At 66.0% G+C, this 19,099-nt stretch carries 19 protein-coding genes and 2 riboswitches; of the genes, 7 read left to right on the top strand and 12 right to left on the bottom strand.

What is annotated here, in order from left to right; all coding sequences use genetic code 11:
- Positions 1–2 precede the first annotated feature (2 nt).
- Together gcvH and gcvT are read right to left on the bottom strand one after the other, a co-directional pair.
- Positions 3–389 (bottom strand): glycine cleavage system protein GcvH, encoded by a 387-nt coding sequence (gene gcvH, locus ACQY4Y_RS02270; protein ID WP_428488941.1) that lies wholly within the window; start codon positions 387–389, stop codon positions 3–5.
- Between the two features lie 33 nt (positions 390–422).
- Complete coding sequence (gcvT, locus tag ACQY4Y_RS02265; RefSeq protein ID WP_428488940.1) at positions 423–1,583, bottom strand: glycine cleavage system aminomethyltransferase GcvT; 1,161 nt, start codon at positions 1,581–1,583, stop codon at positions 423–425.
- A gap of 58 nt (positions 1,584–1,641) precedes the next feature.
- A riboswitch (glycine riboswitch) is annotated at positions 1,642–1,729 on the bottom strand.
- A gap of 4 nt (positions 1,730–1,733) precedes the next feature.
- Positions 1,734–1,828, bottom strand: a riboswitch (glycine riboswitch).
- Between the two features lie 234 nt (positions 1,829–2,062).
- Between gcvT and ACQY4Y_RS02260 the strand changes: the two genes are divergently transcribed.
- The 3 genes from ACQY4Y_RS02260 (at position 2,063) to ACQY4Y_RS02250 (ending at position 5,447) form a co-directional block, all read left to right on the top strand.
- Complete coding sequence (locus ACQY4Y_RS02260; RefSeq protein WP_428490720.1) at positions 2,063–3,547, top strand: AMP nucleosidase; 1,485 nt, start codon at positions 2,063–2,065, stop codon at positions 3,545–3,547.
- A gap of 97 nt (positions 3,548–3,644) precedes the next feature.
- Complete coding sequence (locus ACQY4Y_RS02255) at positions 3,645–4,460, top strand: hypothetical protein (RefSeq protein WP_428488939.1); 816 nt, start codon at positions 3,645–3,647, stop codon at positions 4,458–4,460.
- A gap of 144 nt (positions 4,461–4,604) precedes the next feature.
- Positions 4,605–5,447 (top strand): amidohydrolase family protein, encoded by an 843-nt coding sequence (locus ACQY4Y_RS02250; RefSeq protein WP_428488938.1) that lies wholly within the window; start codon positions 4,605–4,607, stop codon positions 5,445–5,447.
- Positions 5,448–5,466: 19 nt separating this feature from the next.
- Here the strand turns inward: ACQY4Y_RS02250 and ACQY4Y_RS02245 are convergent, their stop codons facing one another.
- Genes ACQY4Y_RS02245 through ACQY4Y_RS02235 form a run of 3 tightly spaced genes read right to left on the bottom strand, consistent with a single transcriptional unit; the run spans position 5,467 to position 7,672 of the window.
- Positions 5,467–6,273, bottom strand: coding sequence for an alpha/beta fold hydrolase (locus tag ACQY4Y_RS02245; protein WP_428488937.1), 807 nt, complete (start codon positions 6,271–6,273; stop codon positions 5,467–5,469).
- Positions 6,274–6,285: 12 nt separating this feature from the next.
- Complete coding sequence (locus ACQY4Y_RS02240; protein ID WP_428488936.1) at positions 6,286–7,362, bottom strand: LLM class flavin-dependent oxidoreductase; 1,077 nt, start codon at positions 7,360–7,362, stop codon at positions 6,286–6,288.
- Positions 7,363–7,381: 19 nt separating this feature from the next.
- The gene (locus ACQY4Y_RS02235; RefSeq protein ID WP_428488935.1) at positions 7,382–7,672 is read right to left on the bottom strand and encodes a putative quinol monooxygenase; all 291 of its coding nucleotides are present in this window, start codon (positions 7,670–7,672) and stop codon (positions 7,382–7,384) included.
- Between the two features lie 138 nt (positions 7,673–7,810).
- On the opposite strand from ACQY4Y_RS02235, the gene ACQY4Y_RS02230 reads away from it, so the two are divergent.
- Positions 7,811–8,143: a hypothetical protein gene (locus ACQY4Y_RS02230; protein ID WP_428488934.1), complete on the top strand. Its 333-nt coding sequence runs from the start codon at positions 7,811–7,813 to the stop codon at positions 8,141–8,143.
- Positions 8,144–8,233: 90 nt separating this feature from the next.
- Here the strand turns inward: ACQY4Y_RS02230 and ACQY4Y_RS02225 are convergent, their stop codons facing one another.
- Entirely contained in the window at positions 8,234–8,617 is a 384-nt protein-coding gene (locus tag ACQY4Y_RS02225) for a RidA family protein (RefSeq protein WP_428488933.1), read from the bottom strand.
- Positions 8,618–8,628: 11 nt separating this feature from the next.
- A complete protein-coding gene (locus ACQY4Y_RS02220) occupies positions 8,629–9,978 on the bottom strand; it encodes a hypothetical protein (RefSeq protein ID WP_428488932.1) in 1,350 nt (449 codons plus the stop codon).
- A 223-nt stretch (positions 9,979–10,201) separates the two neighbouring features.
- Here ACQY4Y_RS02220 and ACQY4Y_RS02215 point away from each other — a divergent pair, with 223 nt between their 5' ends.
- The gene (locus ACQY4Y_RS02215) at positions 10,202–10,759 is read left to right on the top strand and encodes a peptidoglycan-binding domain-containing protein (RefSeq protein WP_428488931.1); all 558 of its coding nucleotides are present in this window, start codon (positions 10,202–10,204) and stop codon (positions 10,757–10,759) included.
- An 84-nt stretch (positions 10,760–10,843) separates the two neighbouring features.
- Here the strand turns inward: ACQY4Y_RS02215 and ACQY4Y_RS02210 are convergent, their stop codons facing one another.
- From ACQY4Y_RS02210 to ACQY4Y_RS02190, 5 genes are read right to left on the bottom strand one after another with little or no spacing between them, the layout of a single operon-like run.
- On the bottom strand, positions 10,844–11,683 hold the full coding sequence (locus ACQY4Y_RS02210) for a hypothetical protein (RefSeq protein ID WP_428488930.1): 840 nt from the start codon (positions 11,681–11,683) through the stop codon (positions 10,844–10,846).
- Positions 11,680–12,633 carry an MlaD family protein gene (locus ACQY4Y_RS02205; protein WP_428488929.1) on the bottom strand — a complete coding sequence of 318 codons (954 nt, stop codon included), beginning with the start codon at positions 12,631–12,633 and terminating at the stop codon, positions 11,680–11,682. Before ACQY4Y_RS02205 ends, ACQY4Y_RS02210 begins: the two co-directional genes overlap by 4 nt.
- Positions 12,630–13,328 (bottom strand): ABC transporter ATP-binding protein, encoded by a 699-nt coding sequence (locus tag ACQY4Y_RS02200; protein ID WP_428488928.1) that lies wholly within the window; start codon positions 13,326–13,328, stop codon positions 12,630–12,632. Before ACQY4Y_RS02200 ends, ACQY4Y_RS02205 begins: the two co-directional genes overlap by 4 nt.
- On the bottom strand, positions 13,325–14,104 hold the full coding sequence (locus tag ACQY4Y_RS02195) for an MlaE family ABC transporter permease (protein ID WP_428488927.1): 780 nt from the start codon (positions 14,102–14,104) through the stop codon (positions 13,325–13,327). The genes ACQY4Y_RS02200 and ACQY4Y_RS02195 overlap by 4 nt, the downstream gene beginning before the upstream one ends.
- Positions 14,101–16,218 (bottom strand): GAF domain-containing protein, encoded by a 2,118-nt coding sequence (locus tag ACQY4Y_RS02190; RefSeq protein ID WP_428488926.1) that lies wholly within the window; start codon positions 16,216–16,218, stop codon positions 14,101–14,103. The genes ACQY4Y_RS02195 and ACQY4Y_RS02190 overlap by 4 nt, the downstream gene beginning before the upstream one ends.
- 431 nt (positions 16,219–16,649) lie before the next feature.
- Between ACQY4Y_RS02190 and ACQY4Y_RS02185 the strand changes: the two genes are divergently transcribed.
- Both ACQY4Y_RS02185 and gfa read left to right on the top strand, forming a co-directional pair.
- A complete protein-coding gene (locus tag ACQY4Y_RS02185) occupies positions 16,650–18,344 on the top strand; it encodes an N-acyl-D-amino-acid deacylase family protein (protein ID WP_428488925.1) in 1,695 nt (564 codons plus the stop codon).
- Positions 18,345–18,490: 146 nt separating this feature from the next.
- The gene (gene gfa / locus ACQY4Y_RS02180) at positions 18,491–19,069 is read left to right on the top strand and encodes an S-(hydroxymethyl)glutathione synthase (protein ID WP_428488924.1); all 579 of its coding nucleotides are present in this window, start codon (positions 18,491–18,493) and stop codon (positions 19,067–19,069) included.
- Positions 19,070–19,099 lie beyond the last annotated feature (30 nt).

The following is a 19,099-nucleotide window of genomic DNA, read 5'->3' as shown; positions in this document are numbered from 1 at the left end:
CGCTACAGAGTCTCGAGGTATTCGTCGTAGGCGTCCTGATCCATCAACGCCTCGAACGCGTCTGTGTCGTCGAGTTCGAGGCGGAAGAACCAGCCCTCGCCCTCGGCGTCGCTGTTGACGATAGAGGGGTCTTCGGTGACCGTTTCGTTGATTTCCACGATCTTACCGGCCAGGGGGGCGAACACGTCGGAGGCGGCCTTGACGCTTTCGACGACGGCGCAGGTTTCGCCCTCGGCGACGGCGCGTTCCAGTTCCGGCAGCTCGACATGGACGAGGTCACCGAGCTGTTCCTGGGCGTGGTCGGTGATGCCGACGGTGGCGATGTCGCCGTCCATCAGCACCCATTCGTGGTCCTTGGTATAACGCTTGTCAGCAGTCTTGCTGGCCATCGGGGCGTTCCTTCTCGGCGTAGGGTAACGGTCTCAACGCAGGTAGCGGTGGGGTGTGAACGGCAGCGGCACGACGGTGGCGGGAATGGTCTTGCCGCGGACGATCAGGTTCAGCTTGGTGCCGTCGGCGGTGAGATCCTTGCGGACGTAGCCAATGGCGATCGGGCCGTTCACGCTGGGGCCGAAGCCGCCGGAGGTGATGGTGCCGGCCTCGGTACCGTCGTCGGCGACGATGGTGGTCTGGGCGCGGGCGGGAGTTCGGCCGTCCGGACGGATGCCGACGCGGCGGCGGGGCACGCCGTTGTCGAGCTGATCGCGCATCACCATACCGCCGGGAAAATCCCAGTTCGTCTTGCGGCGCTTGCTGATCACCCAGGTGAGGCCGGCCTCGATCGGACTGGTCAGTTCATCGATATCGTTGCCGTAGAGGCAGAGGCCGGCTTCAAGTCGCAGCGAATCACGGGCGCCGAGGCCGATCGGGGCGACCTCGGGCTGGCCGATCAGTCGGTCCGCCAGGGCTTCGGCATGGTCGGCTTGGATCGAGATCTCGAACCCGTCCTCGCCGGTGTAGCCGGAGCGCGACACCAGGCAGTCGATGCCATCCAGGTTGACGGCGGTGATGGCCATGAACGGCAGCGCGGCGGCGTCGGGTGACAGGCGTGACATGACGGCGGCGGCTTCGGGCCCTTGCAGCGCCAGCAGCGCGCGGTCGTCGTGCGGGGTGAGGATCAGGTGTTCGGGAAGGTTGGCGGCGAGGTGGGCGAAATCGACGTCCTTGCGGTCGGCGTTGACCACCAGGAACAAGCGATCGGCGTCGAGCCGGGCGACCATCAGGTCGTCGATGATTCCGCCGGCTTCGTTGGTCAGCAGGGTGTAGCGTTGACGGCCGGGTTTGAGGCCGGCGATGTCGCCCGGGACCAGGGTTTCCAGTGCGGTCGCGACGTTGGCTCCGGTCAGCGTGGCCTGACCCATGTGCGAGACGTCGAACAGTCCTGCATGGGTCCTGGTGTGCAGATGTTCGGCCAGGACGCCGCCTCGGCAGCGGCTGGCAAGGTCGCCGGCCGGATCGTATTGCACCGGCATGGCGTAGCCGGCGAAAGTCACCATGCGTGCGCCATGGCGGCGGTGCCAAGGATCGAGGGGGACACTGCGGGGCGTCGTCGCGGGATCGTCGGGCAGGGCGTTCTGAGCCAAGATGGGATTCTCCGCGACCGGGCCATCCGCCGGCGGAATGCCGGCGGCGATGACCCCCCTCTGTCACGGTACCTGAGAGATTCGGGGCCGCAACCCCTTACTCCGTCGGTGCAAACCGCGTGTGCGCGCGGTTCGGCTTTCCAGAGATCCCTGCCCGTCGCGGTCCTGGTTGCCTGAGCGTTTCCGGGGGCCGGTTGCGCCTTCGGCGGCGGGGTGTTGGCCCGCTGCTCTCCCGCGGCGGGTGCCTGGGACGGCGGACAGAATGCGTCAGACGGCGGGTGGATGCAAAGGGATTTGATTGGTCGGGAAGCGGGGTTCGAGTGCGACGGTAGTCTGGCCCAGGGGACAGGATGCGGCGCGGTTGTTGATTTGAAGGCAGCGATATTTGCCCTGCTGCCAGCCGCTCGCGCTTTGGTTTGCTTGCACCGCGGGCCGGAAGCGATCATGTCGGCGGCTGCGTGGTTGCCGCATGACGGTCGCTGTCGGAGGCTGCCGAACCAGATGGACGCGAAACGATGCTGACCCCCGAGCAGGCCGTGGACCGGCTGGAGTCGATGCACGCCGAGGCGGCGCGGGGGCAGCGCGACGCTCTGGTGCGCTTTGCCGCCGGCGGCGCGCCGCCGGACCGGGCGGAACGGCGGGGATTTCGTTATCCCGAACTTTGCCTGCACTGGGCGCCAAACGGAACCGTGCCGATGACCCGCCGTGCCTGGGGCAAGTTCCAGGCGCCCGGCCGCTACGCCACCACGGTTACCCAACCCGAATTCTTTCGCGCCTACCTGCTGGAGCAGTTGCGGCCGCTGGTCGCCGAATATGGCGCATCGATCCGGGTGGAGCTAAGCGACCAGGAAATGCCGTTCCCTTATGTGCTCGACCGCGGCGATGAGCTGGCCGACAGTGGCGCCTCGCCGGCTGAGCTGGCGCGGTATTTTCCGACGCCGTTGCTGTCCGCGGTCGGCGACGAGGTGGCGGATGGGCTGTGGACGACCGAAGCGGGGCAGCCGCGGCCGCTGGCACTGTTCGACGCAGTGCGGGTGGATTACTCGCTGCAGCGCCTGCTGCACTATACCGGCGGCGACTGGCGCCATATCCAGCCGTGGATCCTGCTGACCAACTACCAGCGCTATGTCGATCAGTTCGTGCGCTGGGGGCTGGACGAATTGGCCGATCCGGCCAGCCCGTATCAGCGTCTTATTGCCCCCGGCGGTGCTGTCGCCAGCCGCGGCGACGATGCGGCCGCGGCCGAGGCCAGGCTTGCCGGGGCGCCCTGGCAGCGATTTCAGATGCCGGCTTATCACCTTGCCCGCGGCGACGACCAAGGTGGGGTGACCATCGTCAACATTGGCGTCGGTCCGTCCAACGCGAAGAACATCACCGATCACCTGGCCGTGCTGCGGCCGCACTGCTGGTTGATGATCGGTCATTGCGGTGGGCTGCGGCAGTCGCAGGCGATCGGGGATTACGTGCTCGCGCATGGCTATCTGCGGCGCGACCGCATCCTGGACGACCTGGTGCCGCCCGAGGTGCCGGTGCCGGCGCTGGCCGAGGTGCAGGTGGCATTGCAGGAAGCGGCGGCCAGGGTAACCGGGGAGCGCGGCGATGCGCTGAAACGACGGCTGCGCACCGGGACCGTGGTGTCGTACGACGATCGGAATTGGGAACTGCGCTGGTCTCAGGAGCGACGGCGGATCAATCTGTCGCGGGCGATTGCGGTCGATATGGAGAGCGGCACGCTGGCGGCGCAGGGTTACCGCCTGCGGGTGCCGTACGGCACGTTGTTGTGTGTGTCCGATAAGCCGTTGCACGGTGAGATCAAGCTGCCCGGCACGGCCAGCAGTTTCTACCAACGCGCGGTGGGCGAGCATTTGAGCATCGGCCTGGCCGCGCTCGACCTGCTGCGCGACGACCTTGCCGCGCTGCATTCGCGCAAGCTGCGTAGCTTTGATGAGCCGCCGTTTCGCTGAGCGGGTGACCCCTCTCGGGCGTGCTCCAAAGGTTTGGAGACATTCCGTCCTGCCCGATCCTGCTTTATGGTCGGTGATCCAAGCATCGGAGACGGCCATGGGAGACAAGCCGAACTTCGTCCTGATCCCCGACGATACGCCGCCGCCCTCCGCAACGGCGCCCGTCGCAACGGGGTCCCCTGCCGTGGCGCGAAGTGCGAATGTACTGGGGCGGCTGCGAATATTGGCGAGCACGGCCGCGACGGCGGCGGCGGCGGCTCTGCCGGCGTTGACTCACGCCGAACCACCGGCCGAAAGCGGCGCGGCGCCGCGGGCCAGGCTGATTTTCGCGGTGGACGCCACCGCGTCCCGCGAGCCGGCTTGGGCCGCCGCTCGGCGGGTCACGGACGTGCTAGTGCAGGCGCTCCCGGGGGAGTTGGACGTGGCGCTGGCGGTGCATGGCGGGTCGCGGGTGCACACTTTCACGGCGTTCACAGGCGATGCCGGTACGCTGCGCGATCGAGCCGCCGGTGTTGCCTGCGCGGCCGGGCTGACCCGGCTGCTGCCGATCCTGTCAGTCAGCCTGGCACGGCCAGCCGTGCGGGTTGTGGTCTATATCGGCGACGTGTTCGAGGAGAGCGTGCCGCAAGGTCGCAGGCTGGCCGATGCCATGGGCCGGCAGGACACAAAGTTGATCGTGCTGCACGACACCGCCGACCGCACCGCGGGCCGCGATGCCGAGGTGTTCTGGGACCTTGCCAAGCGCACCGGCGGTTGCGTCCTGCCGTTCGACGCACGCAGTTCCGGGCGGTTGCGGGACCTGCTTTCGGCCGTTGCGGTCTATGCCGTCGGCGGCGAAAAGCTGTTGCGGGAGAGGCGGCGGGAGCTGCCGGGCGCGTTGGCGTTGCTGGAAAACCTTGGCAAGTCGGGCTGAGTGGGGCGGCTGCGTGATTGCCGGCGGATGATCTGTTGCGGCTGTGACGAATCGATTCACGGCGCCGCCGCGGTTGATTGGGGGAATTAGGGTTCGTCGGCGAAAAGGGGCTTGAAAAAGACCCTGGGACACGGAGGAGGAATCATGGTCACGATAGACGCCCAGGTACATGCCTATGAGCGCAACCATCCGGGACGGCCATGGGCGGCTGTGCTGCATGGGCCGCCCGAGGTCACCGGCGACGACATGGTGGCGGCGATGGACGCGGTCGGGGTCGACGGCGCGCTGCTGGTGTCGGCATTCACCATGTACCGCTACGACGCCAGCTATGCGATCAGCGTGCGCAAGGCCCATCCCGGCCGGTTCGCCGTGATCAAGCCGGTCGATCCCGGCGATCCGGCGGTGGTCGATACGATCGCGGATTGGGCTGCGACCGATGGCGCTGTCGCCATCCGCATCATGATGCGGGGCGACGTATCGACCGATGCCGCCGACCCGGGGCTCAACGGGGTTCTCGCGGCTGCGGCGCGACACGCGTTGCCGGTCAATCTGCTGTGCTGGGGGCGTTTGGAGCAGGTCGGGACGTTGGCGGCACGGAACCCGGACACGAGGCTGGTGATCGATCACCTGGGGCTGCAGCAGCCGTTCGAGCCGCCGGCGCCGGCGGCGGCGTTCGCCGAGCTTCCAAAGCTGCTGGCATTAGCCAAGCATGACAACATCGTCGTCAAGATCACCGGGGCCTGCACGCTGTCACACCAACCGTTTCCGTATGACGACCTGTGGGATCCGCTCGGCCGCATCTTCGACGGATTTGGCCTGGATCGATGCCTGTGGGGCACCGATTGGACCCGAGGGGTGGAATTGCTGAGCTACCAACAGGGGGTGGAGGCATTTCGCGTCACCGATCGCCTGTCCGACAGCGACCGCGCGGTGTTGATGGGCGGGACACTGCAGCGGGTCTACGACTGGGCGCCGTCCAAAGCCTGATTGTCCCAAAGCCTCACTCTCATGGAAAGATCAGCGTCTTGCCGCGGCTGATCAGAAACGCGTCGCCATGCTGGAGGAAGTCGCTGACGATTTCCGCGAATGCTTCAGGGCGCTCCGCCGCGGCCGCGTGGCCGGCGTCGTAGAGGAAGACGAGATTGGCGTTCGGCATCAGTGTCTTATAGAGCCGGCCGGTATCGGGCGGGATGACGCTGTCCCGGGTGCCGAACACCACCAGGGTCGGGGTGGCGACCTGGAGCAGCCGGTCCTCCAGCGCCGGATCGCGCGACGAGCCGCGCAAGCGGCGCAGCAGGATCAGGGTTTGCACGGCCGGTCCCGGGTCAGTGGCCGGCAGGGGCGGCATCCGTTCGGGGTGAGCGTAAAGCCGGCCGGCGATCTGCTGCGGTGTGCCCGAGACCGGCTGCATGGTCTTGGGACGGATTGCCGCGGGGGCTTCCAGGACCAGGGTGCGGACCAAGGCCGAATGGTTGGCGGCCAGCCAAAGCGCCACTGTAGCGCCGAACGAGGTGCCCATCAGGTGAAAGCGATCCAGCCCGATCGCGGTCGCCGCCGCCGCCATCGTGGCGGCCATCTGGGGCATGTTCTGCGTCCGCGAGTTCCTCGGTGAGGCGCCAAAGCCCGGCATCTCGAGCACGATCACGCGGAAACTTTGGCTCAGCAGGTCGTGGGCCGGGGTCAATTGCAAACCAGCCGATCCGTGCAGGTGAACCAAGGGAGGTCCGTCTCCGGCCTGCATGAACCGGATGCGAAAGCCGTCCGCTTCGACCCACCGCTCTTGGAACATCGTGCCGGGTGTGGTGTTCGCCACGATCCGCCTCCGTCAGATATCGCGGATCCGCGGCAGGACGTGCTTGCCGAACGTTTCGAGCACGGCCAGCAGCGCGGCGGGATCGGAGGATTCCGGGGTCTGGAATCCCAGGTCGATCACACCCGCGCCGGTTGCTTCCCGGCATCGCCTGATCTGTTCGATGACGGTATCCGGTCCGCCGACGAAATTGATCGGCAGCGCGCGGTTGACGCTGGCAGGCCGTGCCTCGCCGGCGATGTTGCGGGAATCGAGGTCCAGCAATGCTTCGGCCACCGCGTTACCCAGGGCGAACGGCGGACGCGGCGGATAGGCCTGCAGGGTACGCTGCGCGTCTGCATCGGTTGCCCCAAGGATTATGTTTGCCCGGAAAACAATTTGTTCGGAGTCCGGCTGCCAGCCGTGGCGGTCGCATTGCTCGCGATAGTAGCCGGTGGCCTTTCCCATCACCTCGAACGGGCCGTACGAGACACCGAGACCGATGTGATTGCGGGCGGCGAAGTCCGCTGCCTCGCGGCTGGTTCCCAACGCGTAGGTTGGCGGATGCGGCAGGGTGCAAGGGCGTGGCCAGACTGATACGGTGCGGTATTTGAAGTGCCGGCCCTGCCAGCCGAAAGGATGCGGCTCCGACCAGGCTTTCAGGATCAACTCCATCCCCTCATCGGTGCGTTCGCGGGATTCCCGGGGATTGAGGTCGTAGGTCAGGGCTTCATTCGATGTCCCTCGGAGCAAGCCGACGACGAGGCGCCCGGGGGCCATGGCGTCCAGCATCGCGAGTTCCTCGGCAAGGCGCACCGGATTGCTGTGTGAGACGATCGGGCCCAGCAGGGCGATCTTGATGTCGGGCACCCGGGCGGCGATGTAGGCCGCGGCAAGCTGCGGCGATGGCGTCAGGATGCGCGGCGAGTAGTGGTGCTCGGACAGGCTGAACCAATCGAAACCGAGTTGTTCCACCAAGGCGATCCGCTGCACCATGTCCTGGTAGAGTTGGGTTCCGGCGTGCGCGTCATAGGCGCCTGGCGGCATCGGCCAGATCGGCGGCATGGTTGTTGGGGCCTGATAGCGGCCGGTTTCGAAATAGGAGACCTTCATGGCGGCGGCATTTTGGACGCTACCGGGTTTTGTTATATTGGTAATCCTCACGCGAGCCGCCGGCGGCTCGCAGGCCATCCGGCAACGGCGCGCGGCCGGCGTTGACCTTGGCGTGCGCGTCGAGCGCGGCTTGGTCTTGCCAAAGCTCCAGCAGGGCCAGCTTGTCGGGGTTCAGCACGCTTTGGAAGACCTCAAACTCCTGGCAGCCGGGTTCCTTGACGACCTCGAGGCAGCGCTGGCGAAACACCTGCGAGAGTTCGCTGCCTTTGCCGGCGGTGGCGTTGATCGTGACAACGAGTCTGACGGCCATTTGTTTGCCTCCCATTAGGGCCGGAAGTAGTGACCGCGCGAATTGGCACGTCAAGTGTATGGCAGGGGAAAAATCTACGGGGCGGGAACAATCGGGGCGGACATGAGTTCAAGCCAGCAACCGAGCGGGAAACCGGCGTTGGATAATTCCCGGAACAGCACGCGGGCGTGGCTGCGAAACCATTTTTTCAGGGTGTGGACCGCCGGGGCGATTCTGATCGGCTATGTCTACGGCTGGCTGTATGCGCCGGAAATGCTGATCTGGTGGAAGCGGACGACCACCTCGATGATCGAAGCCGGGTGCGGCCTGCTGCCTTACCCGTGGAATGACCGGATCGAGGCCACGCTTGGGAATTTTGGACTGTGGGTGCAGATAACCCTTGCCATCATCGCGTTCCGGATCGTGGTATGGGTTTTACTGTGGATGCTTCGAGGTGGCTGGCGCGTCCGGCGCGGCCGTTCCATGCCGTAATCAGGGCAGCGACAGCCGATTAATACAATGCTTGAAAGTAACGGTCAGAGCCGCCCGGGCGATTATCGGAGGCAGTTTCGGACTGCTGCTTCACGGCAGGACCGCCTGCGCCTCGATCTCCACCTTCAGTGCAGGCAGCACGAGGGCCGACACTTCGACCAAGGTCGAGGCTGGCCGATGGGTGCCGAAGTATCGCTGCCGGATCGGATTGATCTTGCGGCGATCGGCGACGTCGGTCAGATAGACTGTGACCTTGACCACGTGCTCGGCGCCGGCGCCGACCGATTTGAGGCAGGTGTCCAGGTTGGCGATGGCGATCTCGAACTGCTCGACGACGTCGTCGGGGACGCTGCCATCCGCCGAAACCCCTACAGTGCCGGATACCCAGACGAGGTTGCCGGCCTTGGTCAGATGGCAGTAGTGGCTGACTGGTTCGGGCTGGCCGTCTAGCATCAGGCGTTCGATTGCCGGCATGGGTTGGTCCCCTACATCAGCCAGCGCGCCGCGGCGGCGTAACCGGCACGTTCAGCTGGTGGAACGGTATGGCTGACGGTCTCCTCGGCGATCATCGCGGCAACGACGTCGCGACGATCCGCCCGCATCGCGGAATCGATCAGGATCTGGCGGAACAGGTCGCGTTGGGCGTTGCTGCCGCCGAGCAGGCGGATTTGCTCCAGGCGGGGCGCCAGCAGGGTGACGACCTGAGCGTGCTGTCCACGCCGATGCGCCAGGCCGGCCTCGCACGCCGGCACGACCACATCGCCGATCGCTGCGGCGTCCCATCGATTGGGATCGCCGGCCTGCTCGCGCAGCGCGGCCAGGAAGCGGGCGGAGGCGGCGTCGCGTTCGGTTGCCGCCAATGCCAACATCAGGTGTGGTGGCAGCAGCAGATAGGCGGTGTCGCCAATCCGCGCTTCGGCCTTGTCGGCCAATTCGTCCCAGCGCGCCCCGACGTCCAGTCCCAGCAGTTCCAGCCGCCAAAGCAGCGCGGTGGCGTTTTGCAGGTCGTTGAACTGGTCGGGGGCCGCCTTGGTCAGCGGGGCGCCCAGGTTGCGGATGTTGGCGTCGTAGCTGGCGAGCACCGCGTCGCGCTGGCCGAGATCGAGCTGCATCAGCGCGCGGTGCCACCACAGGTGATGCACGAGGTTGTTGCCAATCGGCCAATAGCCGGTCTGCGCGGCGAGCCAGTCGTTGCCCTGATGCGGGCGGCTGTCGGCCTCCAGGATGTGGGCTTTGACATGATGGGCAAAGAAATTTTCCGGGTCGCGTTCATACGCGGCGTCGATTGCGCGTTCGGCGCCTTCGGTGTCTCCGGCTTCCTCGTGGGCGAAGGCCCAGACCGACTGGAAGCAGTCGTAGCCGGGCAGATCGGGTGACCAGGCCGGCGCGAGGCGGTCGGCCTGGTCCAGGACGGCCTGGGTGTGGCCGAAGCGGAAATGCGTGGTGTCGCTGATGCGCACCGCCAGCAGATCGGTGGGATCGTCATCGAGCAGATCGCGCCAGACGGCAAACGCCTCGCCCAGGGCGCCGCGGGTCCAGGCGGACAGCGCCGTGACATGGCGTTGCTCACGCCTGGTGGCGACGGCGGACCCGGCTTCGGCCGCGGCGAGGCTGCGGGCGATCGCCGGCCGATGCGCCGGATTGGCGCCGGCCATCATTAGGTAGCCGCTGATGCAGTGCCCCATGACGAACCCCGGATCGGCGGCGAGCGCCTGGCTGACCAGGTTCATGGTGTCGCGGTGATATTTCAAGAAATGCTCCACCGCGCGATCGAACAGCGCGGCCGCCGCGGCGCTGTCGGTCGAGAGCTGGAGACCGCGTGCATCGCGCTGCATCGGATCGTCCCTGTCTGATCGCCGCGACGATGGCCTACGATGGTGATTGCCGCAACCTTTCCTGGTTGCGGTCGCGCACGGGCCGGACCCACCTCGTTGCTTGGGATCATGCGCCGTGCCGGGAAAACCTGTGCTAACCAAAAGCTGATCGACGGCGTATGCCGACAATGAAACGGCTGCGCCGGCGGCGGCGTTTCATCGCGGACAGTACTGGGTGTGCAACATGAAACCTTTTGCGATACTTGCCGCGGGCGCGGTTCTGGCCGCCTCGTTCGCCCCGTTGGCTTCCGGCCAGACCATCCCGCCGTTGGCCTATGTCCAGCCGGTGTCGCCCGCCGGGGTGCAGGCCGTTCAACAGCACTTGCGCCAGGCCGGAGCCTATAGCGGCGCGGTCGACGGGGTATGGGGATCGGACAGCGTCGTGGCGCTGCAGCAATTTCAGGCCAGTCATCAGCTTCAAGTGACGGGCCAGTTGAACCAGGCGACGGTGGCGACGCTCGGGCTTGATCCGCAGACATTGCTGGGTGCGCAGCCCGCGGCCGCTGCGGCTCCGGCGCCGCCCCCGGCGGACACACTGCGGCCGGGTTCGGTGCGAGCGGTTCAAGAGCGGCTGCGCAGCCTGGGCTTCTACACGGGCGGCGTCGACGGGGTCTGGGGAGAAGGCACGCAGAACGCGGTCGGTCAGTTCCAACGCAACCGTGGACTGGAACCGAGTGGGCAACTGACCCCGGCAACGGTCACGGCGATGGGACTTTCGCCGAGCGCGCTGGTTTATCGGTAAGGTCTGGGCCTCCTACGTTCATCATAGCCGGCTAACGTTGCGGCCGGCTTGTCTCCGGGGCGTCTGCCGGATGGAGCCGCGCGCCTAGTTGGATCCGTGCGCGGGGCGACTGGACAGGTCATGCAACGCATGCTCCGCATCGGTACGAAGGGCGGTATCCGGAGCCAGCCCTCGTGCGCTGCCAAGCCAGGCTTTGGCATTGGCGGCATCGCCCTGGCCGGCGGCGCTGCGACCGGCGCGGAGATACAGATCCGTCGCATTCCGGGCGTTGGCGGAGTACTGTGCTGCCAGCGCCAGCGCGCGCGCCATCCCCCGGTAGTCCAATTGGGTTCGGCGCAAATCGGCTGCATGCAGTGCCAGCGGCGCGCTGTGGGCAAGCCTGGCCTGGAGTTCAGCCAGGTCACCTGGATCAGCCGCCGGGGTCATCGACGCGATGGCCTTTTCAAGACCGGTTCGATCGTGTCGCTGGTCAGCGATCAGACCGAGCAGAAACCAGGCCGCATTGGTCAGCGCGGGACTCTTGGCTGCGGTCAATCTATTGGCTGCTCGGGCGGATGCCGGCAAGTTGTCAAGGCGAAACAGCGCGGTCGCTGAAATCAACTCGAAATCCGGATCGACGATGCCGCGTCTTGCCAGTCCCGCGGTTAATTCCTGTGCGGTTCGCAGTGCGTCGTGCGGCCGTCCGGCACGCAGCTCGGCGGTCGCAAGGTTGAAGCCGGCATCGGCGATCGCCGACGCGTTGTCGGCGGTGTGAGCCCGCGCCAGCGCCGCACGGAATTGCGTCACGGCTTGATCCGGCTGCTCCAGGTCGAAGGCGATATCGCCAGCATGATCCAACCGCGACAACGTCGGATCCTGGGGTTTGCTCTTGGGGGTGGATGAACAACCAGCCAGCAGCAGCAGAACGAGCGTCAGCCGCTTCATGGTCTTACTTGTTCCGGCGACAGGCGGCGTGGTTCGGGTTTGGCCGAACCGGAAAGCGGCCAGGTATGGCGCAATTGGTCCGTGAGCTTTTCCAGTTCCACCATCGTCGTCTGCGTCTGGGTCAGCAGCGCCGGCAGATTGGCGGTGCTGGTGCCGACGTCGCGGGTAATCGCCGGCAGTCTCGGCGTGGCGTTGGCCAAATCGTGGGTCGCCTTCTGCACCGAGGCAAGCGAGGCGTCGGCGCGGCGCAGCAGCGCTGGGACGCCCTGTGGGCCGCTGGCCGTGGCAGTCACTGAATTGACGTCGGCCAATGAGGCATTCAGTCGGTTGGTCGCGGTCTTCAGGTTTGCCAGGGTCTGGGTCAACTGGTTCGCCAGATCCTCGTTCTTCAGCAATCGCCCGACGTCACCGTGGCCCTCGGCTATGCTCTGCGTGGTATCGGCCAAGGCGTGCATGGTCTTGGCGGCGTCGTCCAGAATCGGAAATACCTTCGCCTTAACCTGGTCGATCATTGCGCCGATGTTCTCGGTCGGGTCGCGTTCCGTCACCGCGTCGATCACCGCGTACTTCCAGTCGAGCGGCGCTCCGGTGCCGCGGGTGATGTCCAGATAGGCCGCGCCCGCCACGCCGAACTGCTTCTTCACCAAGGCGTGGCTGTCGCGCCGGATGAATGCCGTCGCCTGCTGGTCCAGCTCGACCTCGGCATACATGCGGGTACTGGGGTCGACCACGACGCGGCGCACGGTGCCAACCTTGGTGCCCAGCACCTGGACATCGGCGCCCGAGGACAGACCCTGGCTGCCGGTCTCGGGCAATATGACACGCAAGGTTTCTGTGGGGCGGAACCAATCGCTCAGCAGGCCGGCGTGCAGGACGGCGGCGACGAAAACGCCGATGCTCAGCAGCACCAGCAGACCGATCCATTCGTCGGTATTGCGCAGGATCCTCATGCCGCGCGCGCCAAGGTTCGCATAGGCGCCAGCCCGGTGTCGTTCAGACGCAGGCGGTGGGTGGGGCGGATCGAGCGGTCGCGCAGCACCGGGCCGGCACCCGCCAGCCAGATCACCGCCACGCCCTGGCCGCGCGCCTCGGTGCCGGCTTCCAGCAGGGCCGGCACAAGGTCGTCCTGCTGCGTGGTCCCCGGCAGTTCCAGGATCACCAGACGCGGCTGCCCAATGAAGGCGCGCACGCAGGCCGCGCGCAGCAGATCCGGGTCGGTCAAGCGACGAGCCGGGCCGGCAGGCAGACCGGGCAGGCCGAAGCGCAGCGCCAGTCTGGTGGCCTCGGCGCGCAACGTGGCCTCCGGGACGCGGGTGTGGTGCAGCCGTGCCAGCAGCACGCGGGTGGCGACGTCGGGCGTGTCCTGGCGCATCGGCACATGAAACAGCCGACCGATATGGCCTCGCAACGCGTCGGCATGATGGCGTGGGATGGCATGCCAGTCCCGGCCGAGGAAATGCGCGCCGCCGGACGCGAGCGGCGCCAGACCACAGCACAGATCGGCGAACGCCGCGCCACGTCGCGATCCCATGACCTCGATCAGCGCGAAGTCTCCGGCTAAAAGGGTCAGGTTGAGCGCGGCGAGGGGCATTCGTTCGCCCGAACCGCGCGCCGCCTGCAGAGCCAGGGTGGGCGGTGGGGTCAAATCGTGGCGCTCAGTACGAGGCTCACCGTCAGGATGCCGGTGACGCCTCTGGTAAAGCCGCGGGGCAGCAGGCTAGACGGTGTATCGGCTTCTTGCGCGCCGAGCCCGGTGACGCAGGAACTCAGCGCCACGACCAGCCCGATCAGCAACAGCTTGGCTGGGAAGATCACCATGTCACCCAGTGTCATGGCGCGCAGCACATTGTCCAGAAAGCCGAAGATCGAGGTATTGACCACGCCGGCGAAGCTGCCGGTGACGAAGCCGCTGATCAATGCCACCAGCACGAACATCACTCCCAGCGTGAATGACCCCAGAGCGAACGCAACGGCGCGCGGCAGCACCATGAAATCGAAGATGTCCACTCCCTCGGCGCGCAGTATCGCGATCTCTCCGTCGGCTGTCAGCATGCCGAGTTCGGCGGTCGCCGCTGTGCCGGCGCGGCCCAGCAGGATGATGCCGACCAGCAGCGGGGTGATCTCGCGGAACAGCACGACGACCAGGATGCGGCCGATCTGTTCCTGTTGCCCAGCGGTGCGCAGCCAATAGATCGCCTCGAACACCAGGCCCAGACCGACGATCAGCGCGGTGACTGCAATGGTTCCGAGGGAGCCGGCGACGGTCTGGGTCAGGGTGGTTCGGAACACGGCGCGCAAGGTCCGTCGCCAGGTGGATGGCCATGCGATTTCGCGGATCACGCCCCAGAACAGGGAAGCGAGCTGCAGCACGTAGGACGAGCGCTTGCGGGTCTCGGCGCCGACGACAGAGAGCATACTCATGCGCGGCCGGCCAGGACGAAGCTGCGTGAATCGCCGGTATGGGGACGATAGAACAGGCCGCGCGGGCGGAACAAAAAGCCCTGACGCAGCAAAAGGTAGGCGGGCTCACTGGCCTGAATGGACTCAGCGGGAGCCGAAGCGGCCAGCGCGCCGGCGGCTTGCACCGTCTCGCCCCACAGATTGAACACGCCGGGTGTATAGCCGAGGGTGGCGCCGACGACGGACCCGACATCCAGACCGAGGCCGAACGCGGCCAGTCCGCCGTCGGAATCGAACAGTTCGGCGCAGCGTTCGCGCAGCGCGATAGCGACGTCGGCCATCCTCGATGCGGCTTCGGCCAGTCCGGCGGGTGATTGGGTGGCAAAGCCGGCGGCGGCGACGATCGTGGTGCCTAGCATCTTGACGTAAGGGATTTCATGGGCGGCGGCGATGGACTGCGCCGAGCAGGCGACCTGATGCGCCAGCGGGGCCGTGGCGTCGGGCAGTGTCAGCACCAGCACCATCGCCTGCGGGTGGGTTTCGTCGGCGGCGCTGTAGGCAGCGAGCGCCGGATCGAGGCCACGTTCGTCCGCCACGGGTTCGGCTTCGGCCGCCGCCGAGGTCTGCGGGGCGGTTCCGGCTTCCGGTATTCTGTCAGGGGTGGCCAGGGCCACCAGAGTGGCGCAGGCACGGGCAAAATCGCGGGCGGCAGGGTCCCGGCGTGCGTCTTCCAGCGTCACCAGGCCGATCGCTCGTCCTGCCCGGGTAACCGGCACGGCTAACAGGGCATTACTGCCGAAGGGGGCCATCAGGGAGCCATGTAGTGCCGCGGTGCGCCGGTCTCGCCTGGCATCGGGTGCGTCTATGGTTTCGTCTTCCGCCATTGCATCGAACAGCGCCGGCATCTCCTGGCGTGATAGTTCGAGGCCGCCGACATGGCCTCCGGTCGCGGGTTCGAAGCTGTCGTCGCAGCGCAGGGCCTGGCCCTGGCCGGAACATCGCCACACCGCGGCTCTTTTGGCGCCGGTGGCTTCGGCCAAGGTCTCGGTCAACGCCTTGGGCGGGGTGCCGTCGGGGTCGAACATGCCTGCCTCGGCGGACAGCCGGGCGAAGGCGGCGCTTTGCTGCTCGACCGCGGCGGATCGTTCGGCGACTACCCTGGCGGACCGGTCGGCGCGCAATCCCTGGCGCACCAGCAGCACCCCTAAGCCGGCAGCCAGTGCGACCACGACCAGCGACAATAGCGCGGCACGGCGGGTGTTGGCGGTGACGAAACCGCTGAATTCGGACTCCGGCACGGTGATGAACAGCAGCCAGTCCTGGCCGTTGTTGGCGAGCGGGGTGACGATGGAGATCAGCCGGCGTTGGTTGACATCGATGACGCGGTTGCCCGGGCCCTGGGCACGGAAATGATCCCAACTGGCAGTCAGGTCGGGATCACCAACCTGCCCGATCCGGGCTGGTGCAAGTTTTCCGTCGACGGTTTGCAGGATGCGCTTCGAATCAGGCCCGGCGATCATCTCGCCGTCGCGTGTGGCAATGTAGGCTCGACCGGTCTGTCCGATCGAAAGCCCGCCGAGGAAGCGGGAGATGGCGTCCAGTCGAATATCGACGCCGATCACATCGGGATCGGGGCCGGGACCGTGTACCGCGGCCGTGACGCCGGGCGCTCGTTCCGAGAAGAAGATATAGACCCCGCTCCAGAACACGTCGGCGGAGGCTCGCGCGCCAGTAAACCAGGACCGGGTCCGGGCATCGTAATCGTCCTTTGGATCCTCGCGGCGGGCGGTGACAGCGCCGCTTTTGTCGCGGGTGACCCATTCGACGGTTCTGCCGGAGGCCGACACCAGGATGCGTTTGGTATCGGTGGCGCCAGGCTGGCCGTTGGCGGCCCGTGTCACCAGCATGAAGTTTCCCGCGCCGTCGGCGAACAGCACATTGGCGATCTGTGGCGTCTCGGTCAGCACCGAGGCGGCGAAGGCGTATGCCTCTTTGTCATGCTGCGTTGCGCCGCCGCGCCCGAGCATGGTGTGGGCGAGCAGCGTGGCGTGCGCGGCGGGTTCGAGATAGGCGGACACCTGCAGCGAGATTCGCTCCTGCGTGCTGCGCAGCAGCGTGCTTGACAGGCCCAGCACGCCGGCGCGGTTGGCGTTATCGGCATAGACGGCAATGCCGAGCAGGAAGCCGATGATGAGGCCTACCCCGCATAGCGGCAGGCCGATGCGCAGCAGGGTGTTTCGCCGGCGCGACCGCTCAGCCAGTGGATCGACATCGACATCGACAATGTCAGCGCGACCGGACAGATGAACCTCGGTTCAAGTATTTGTTATCGCACGGCGTATTGCAAAGCGGGCTGGTGCCCGTCGTCGGCGCACACAAAGATGAAAGCCGGCCCGAACGTCAAGCGCCAAATACGGCGAGCGTTGGGTGTTGGCGGGTCGTCCCGTGGTCTAATTATTTCTTAATAATAACATAATTGCTTCGGCGGCCTGTGACGTTAGCTGTGACCGTCTTGCTTGCCCGCCGATGCGGCCGTCGATAGGCTTCGGGATCGGAGGAGAAAGCCATGCCCGCGACCCTGGTCATCCGCAACGGCACGGTCATCGACGGGTCCGGACGCGATCCGCTGCAGGCTGATGTCGCGGTTACCGACGGACGGATCAGCGCAATCGGCAAGTCGCTTCCGCGAGGCGGGCAGGAGATTGATGCGCGGGACCGGCTGGTCACGCCTGGCTTTGTCGATGTGCATACTCATTACGACGCCCAGGTGACCTGGAGTTCGCAGCTTTCTCCGTCGTCATGGAATGGTGTGACCACTGTCCTGATGGGCAATTGCGGCGTCGGCTTCGCACCTTGCCATCCGGGTCAGCGCGAGATGCTGGTCAAGCTGATGGAAGGCGTCGAGGACATTCCCGAGGTTGTGCTGACCGAGGGCCTGCCCTGGAGCTGGAATACGTTCCCTGAGTTTCTCGATGTGCTGGACCGGCGGCGATATGATGTCGATATTGCCACGCAGGTGCCACATGCGGCGCTACGGGTCTACGTGATGGGGCAACGCGGCGCTGACCGGGAACTGGCTACCGAACAGGACCGTGGCCGGATGGCCGAGTTGGCCGAACAGGGCATCCGCGCCGGGGCGCTTGGGTTCTCCACCTCGCGCACGCTCAATCACCGGACGCTGGACGGGAAGCACATCCCCACGCTGCGTGCCGAGCAGGCGGAGCTGACCGCGATTGCCCATGCCATGCGCCGGGCCAGTGCGGGCTGGCTGCAGATCGTTTCGGATTTCGAAGATCAGGACCAGGAGTTCGGGCTGTTCCGTCGGCTGGCGGAGGAATCCGGGCGGCCGGTGACATTGACGCTGCTGCAGTCGGACTCGAGGCCGGCCGGATGGCGCGAGTTGCTGGATCAGATCGAAGCGGCGAACGCGGACGGGTTGCGCATCACCGGTCAGGTGCGGTCGCGGCCGACCAGCGTGCTGCTGGGCTTCGAGTTGTCGCAGAACCCGTTCATGAGCAGGCCATCGTATAAGACGATCGCCAAACTCAATTTTCCCGAGCGGATGCAGCGGCTGCGGGATCCGGCGTTTCGGGCGGCGCTGCTGGCGGAAGACGCACCGATCGGACGGCGTGGCGGGTGGAACACTATGTTCCCACTGGGCGACCCGCCAGACTACGAACCGCCGCCGGATAACAGTGTCGCCGCCCTCGCGGCGCGCGAAGGCCGGTCGCCTGACGAGGTTGCCTATGACCTGCTGATGCAGCGTGACGGCAAGGCAATACTTTATCTTCCGGTGACCAACTATGCGGCGGGCAATCTGGATGTGGTACGGACGATGATTGCCCATCCGGATACTCTGCTCGGGTTGGGCGATGGTGGCGCGCATGTCGGGATCATGTGCGACGCGACCGCGACCAGCTATACCCTGACGCACTGGACCCGCGAACGCGGCCGTGGCGAGTTGTTTCCGGTCGCCTGGGCGGTGAAAAGGCTCAGTCACGACAACGCCACGGCGATCGGTTTGAACGATCGTGGATTGCTGCGAGTGGGTATGAAGGCGGATGTCAACGTGATCGACTACGACCGGCTGGTGCTGCGCAGCCCTGAAGTTGTCTACGACCTGCCTGCCGGCGGCAAGCGCCTGGTGCAGCGGACCGATGGCTTCGACGCGACGGTGGTGTCTGGGGAGGTGGTCTATCGGGCGGGCGAGCCGACCGGTGCGTTGCCGGGGCGGCTGGTGCGTGGGCCTCGGGCTGCCTGACCGGAGCATCATCGGGAGTTCTTTGACGTTACCCGGGATTGTCGATAGTACTTTAGTGCCGGCCGAAGGACTTAGCGCATCTTGTTTCGGGCCGCGCTATTGCCGCCTGAACGGCTTGGCAGTCAAATAATGAAAGGGATGAGAGCATGTCCGAGGCGATTCACATCCACCCAGTTGTGGATTCCGGGCTAAAGCCTGGCACCGCCAGTTTCAACGGTGGAACGTTGATCTGCAAATGCACACAGGATCCGGTAAAGATCAAAATAGACGGCTCGATAGCGTATAATCATGTGTGCGGATGCACCAAGTGCTGGAAGCCGGCCGGAACGGATTTCTCCCTCGTGGCAGCGGTTCCGCGGGACAAGGTTCAGGTCACCCAGAACGAAGGCAAGCTGGAGGTTGTCGATGCCTCGGCGGCTATTCAGCGGCACGCCTGCAGGGGTTGCGGCGTCCACATGTATGGCCGGATCGAGAACAAGAACCATCCGTTTTATGGCTTTGACTTCATCCACCCGGAATTGTTCCAGGAGTCAGGCTGGCCACCGCCGGAGTTCGCGGCATTTGTGTCGTCGGTGATCGAGGCTGGCGTGGCGCCGGAAAGAATGGCCAGCGTTCGTGGTCGGCTGAAGGACGTTGGGCTGGAGCCGTACGACTGCTTGTCGCCGGCGTTGATGGACGCCATCGCAACGCACGCAGCCAAGACGGCGGGGCTGCAGCCCCACTGACAGTCAGGGCGGCCGAGGTCGAGCGGTCGC

It is taken from the genome of Rhodopila sp. (assembly GCF_965277165.1).
In the GTDB taxonomy this organism is placed as follows: domain Bacteria; phylum Pseudomonadota; class Alphaproteobacteria; order Acetobacterales; family Acetobacteraceae; genus Rhodopila.
Note: the sequence above shows the minus strand (reverse complement) of the source record. Positions and strands in the feature narration are given on the sequence as shown.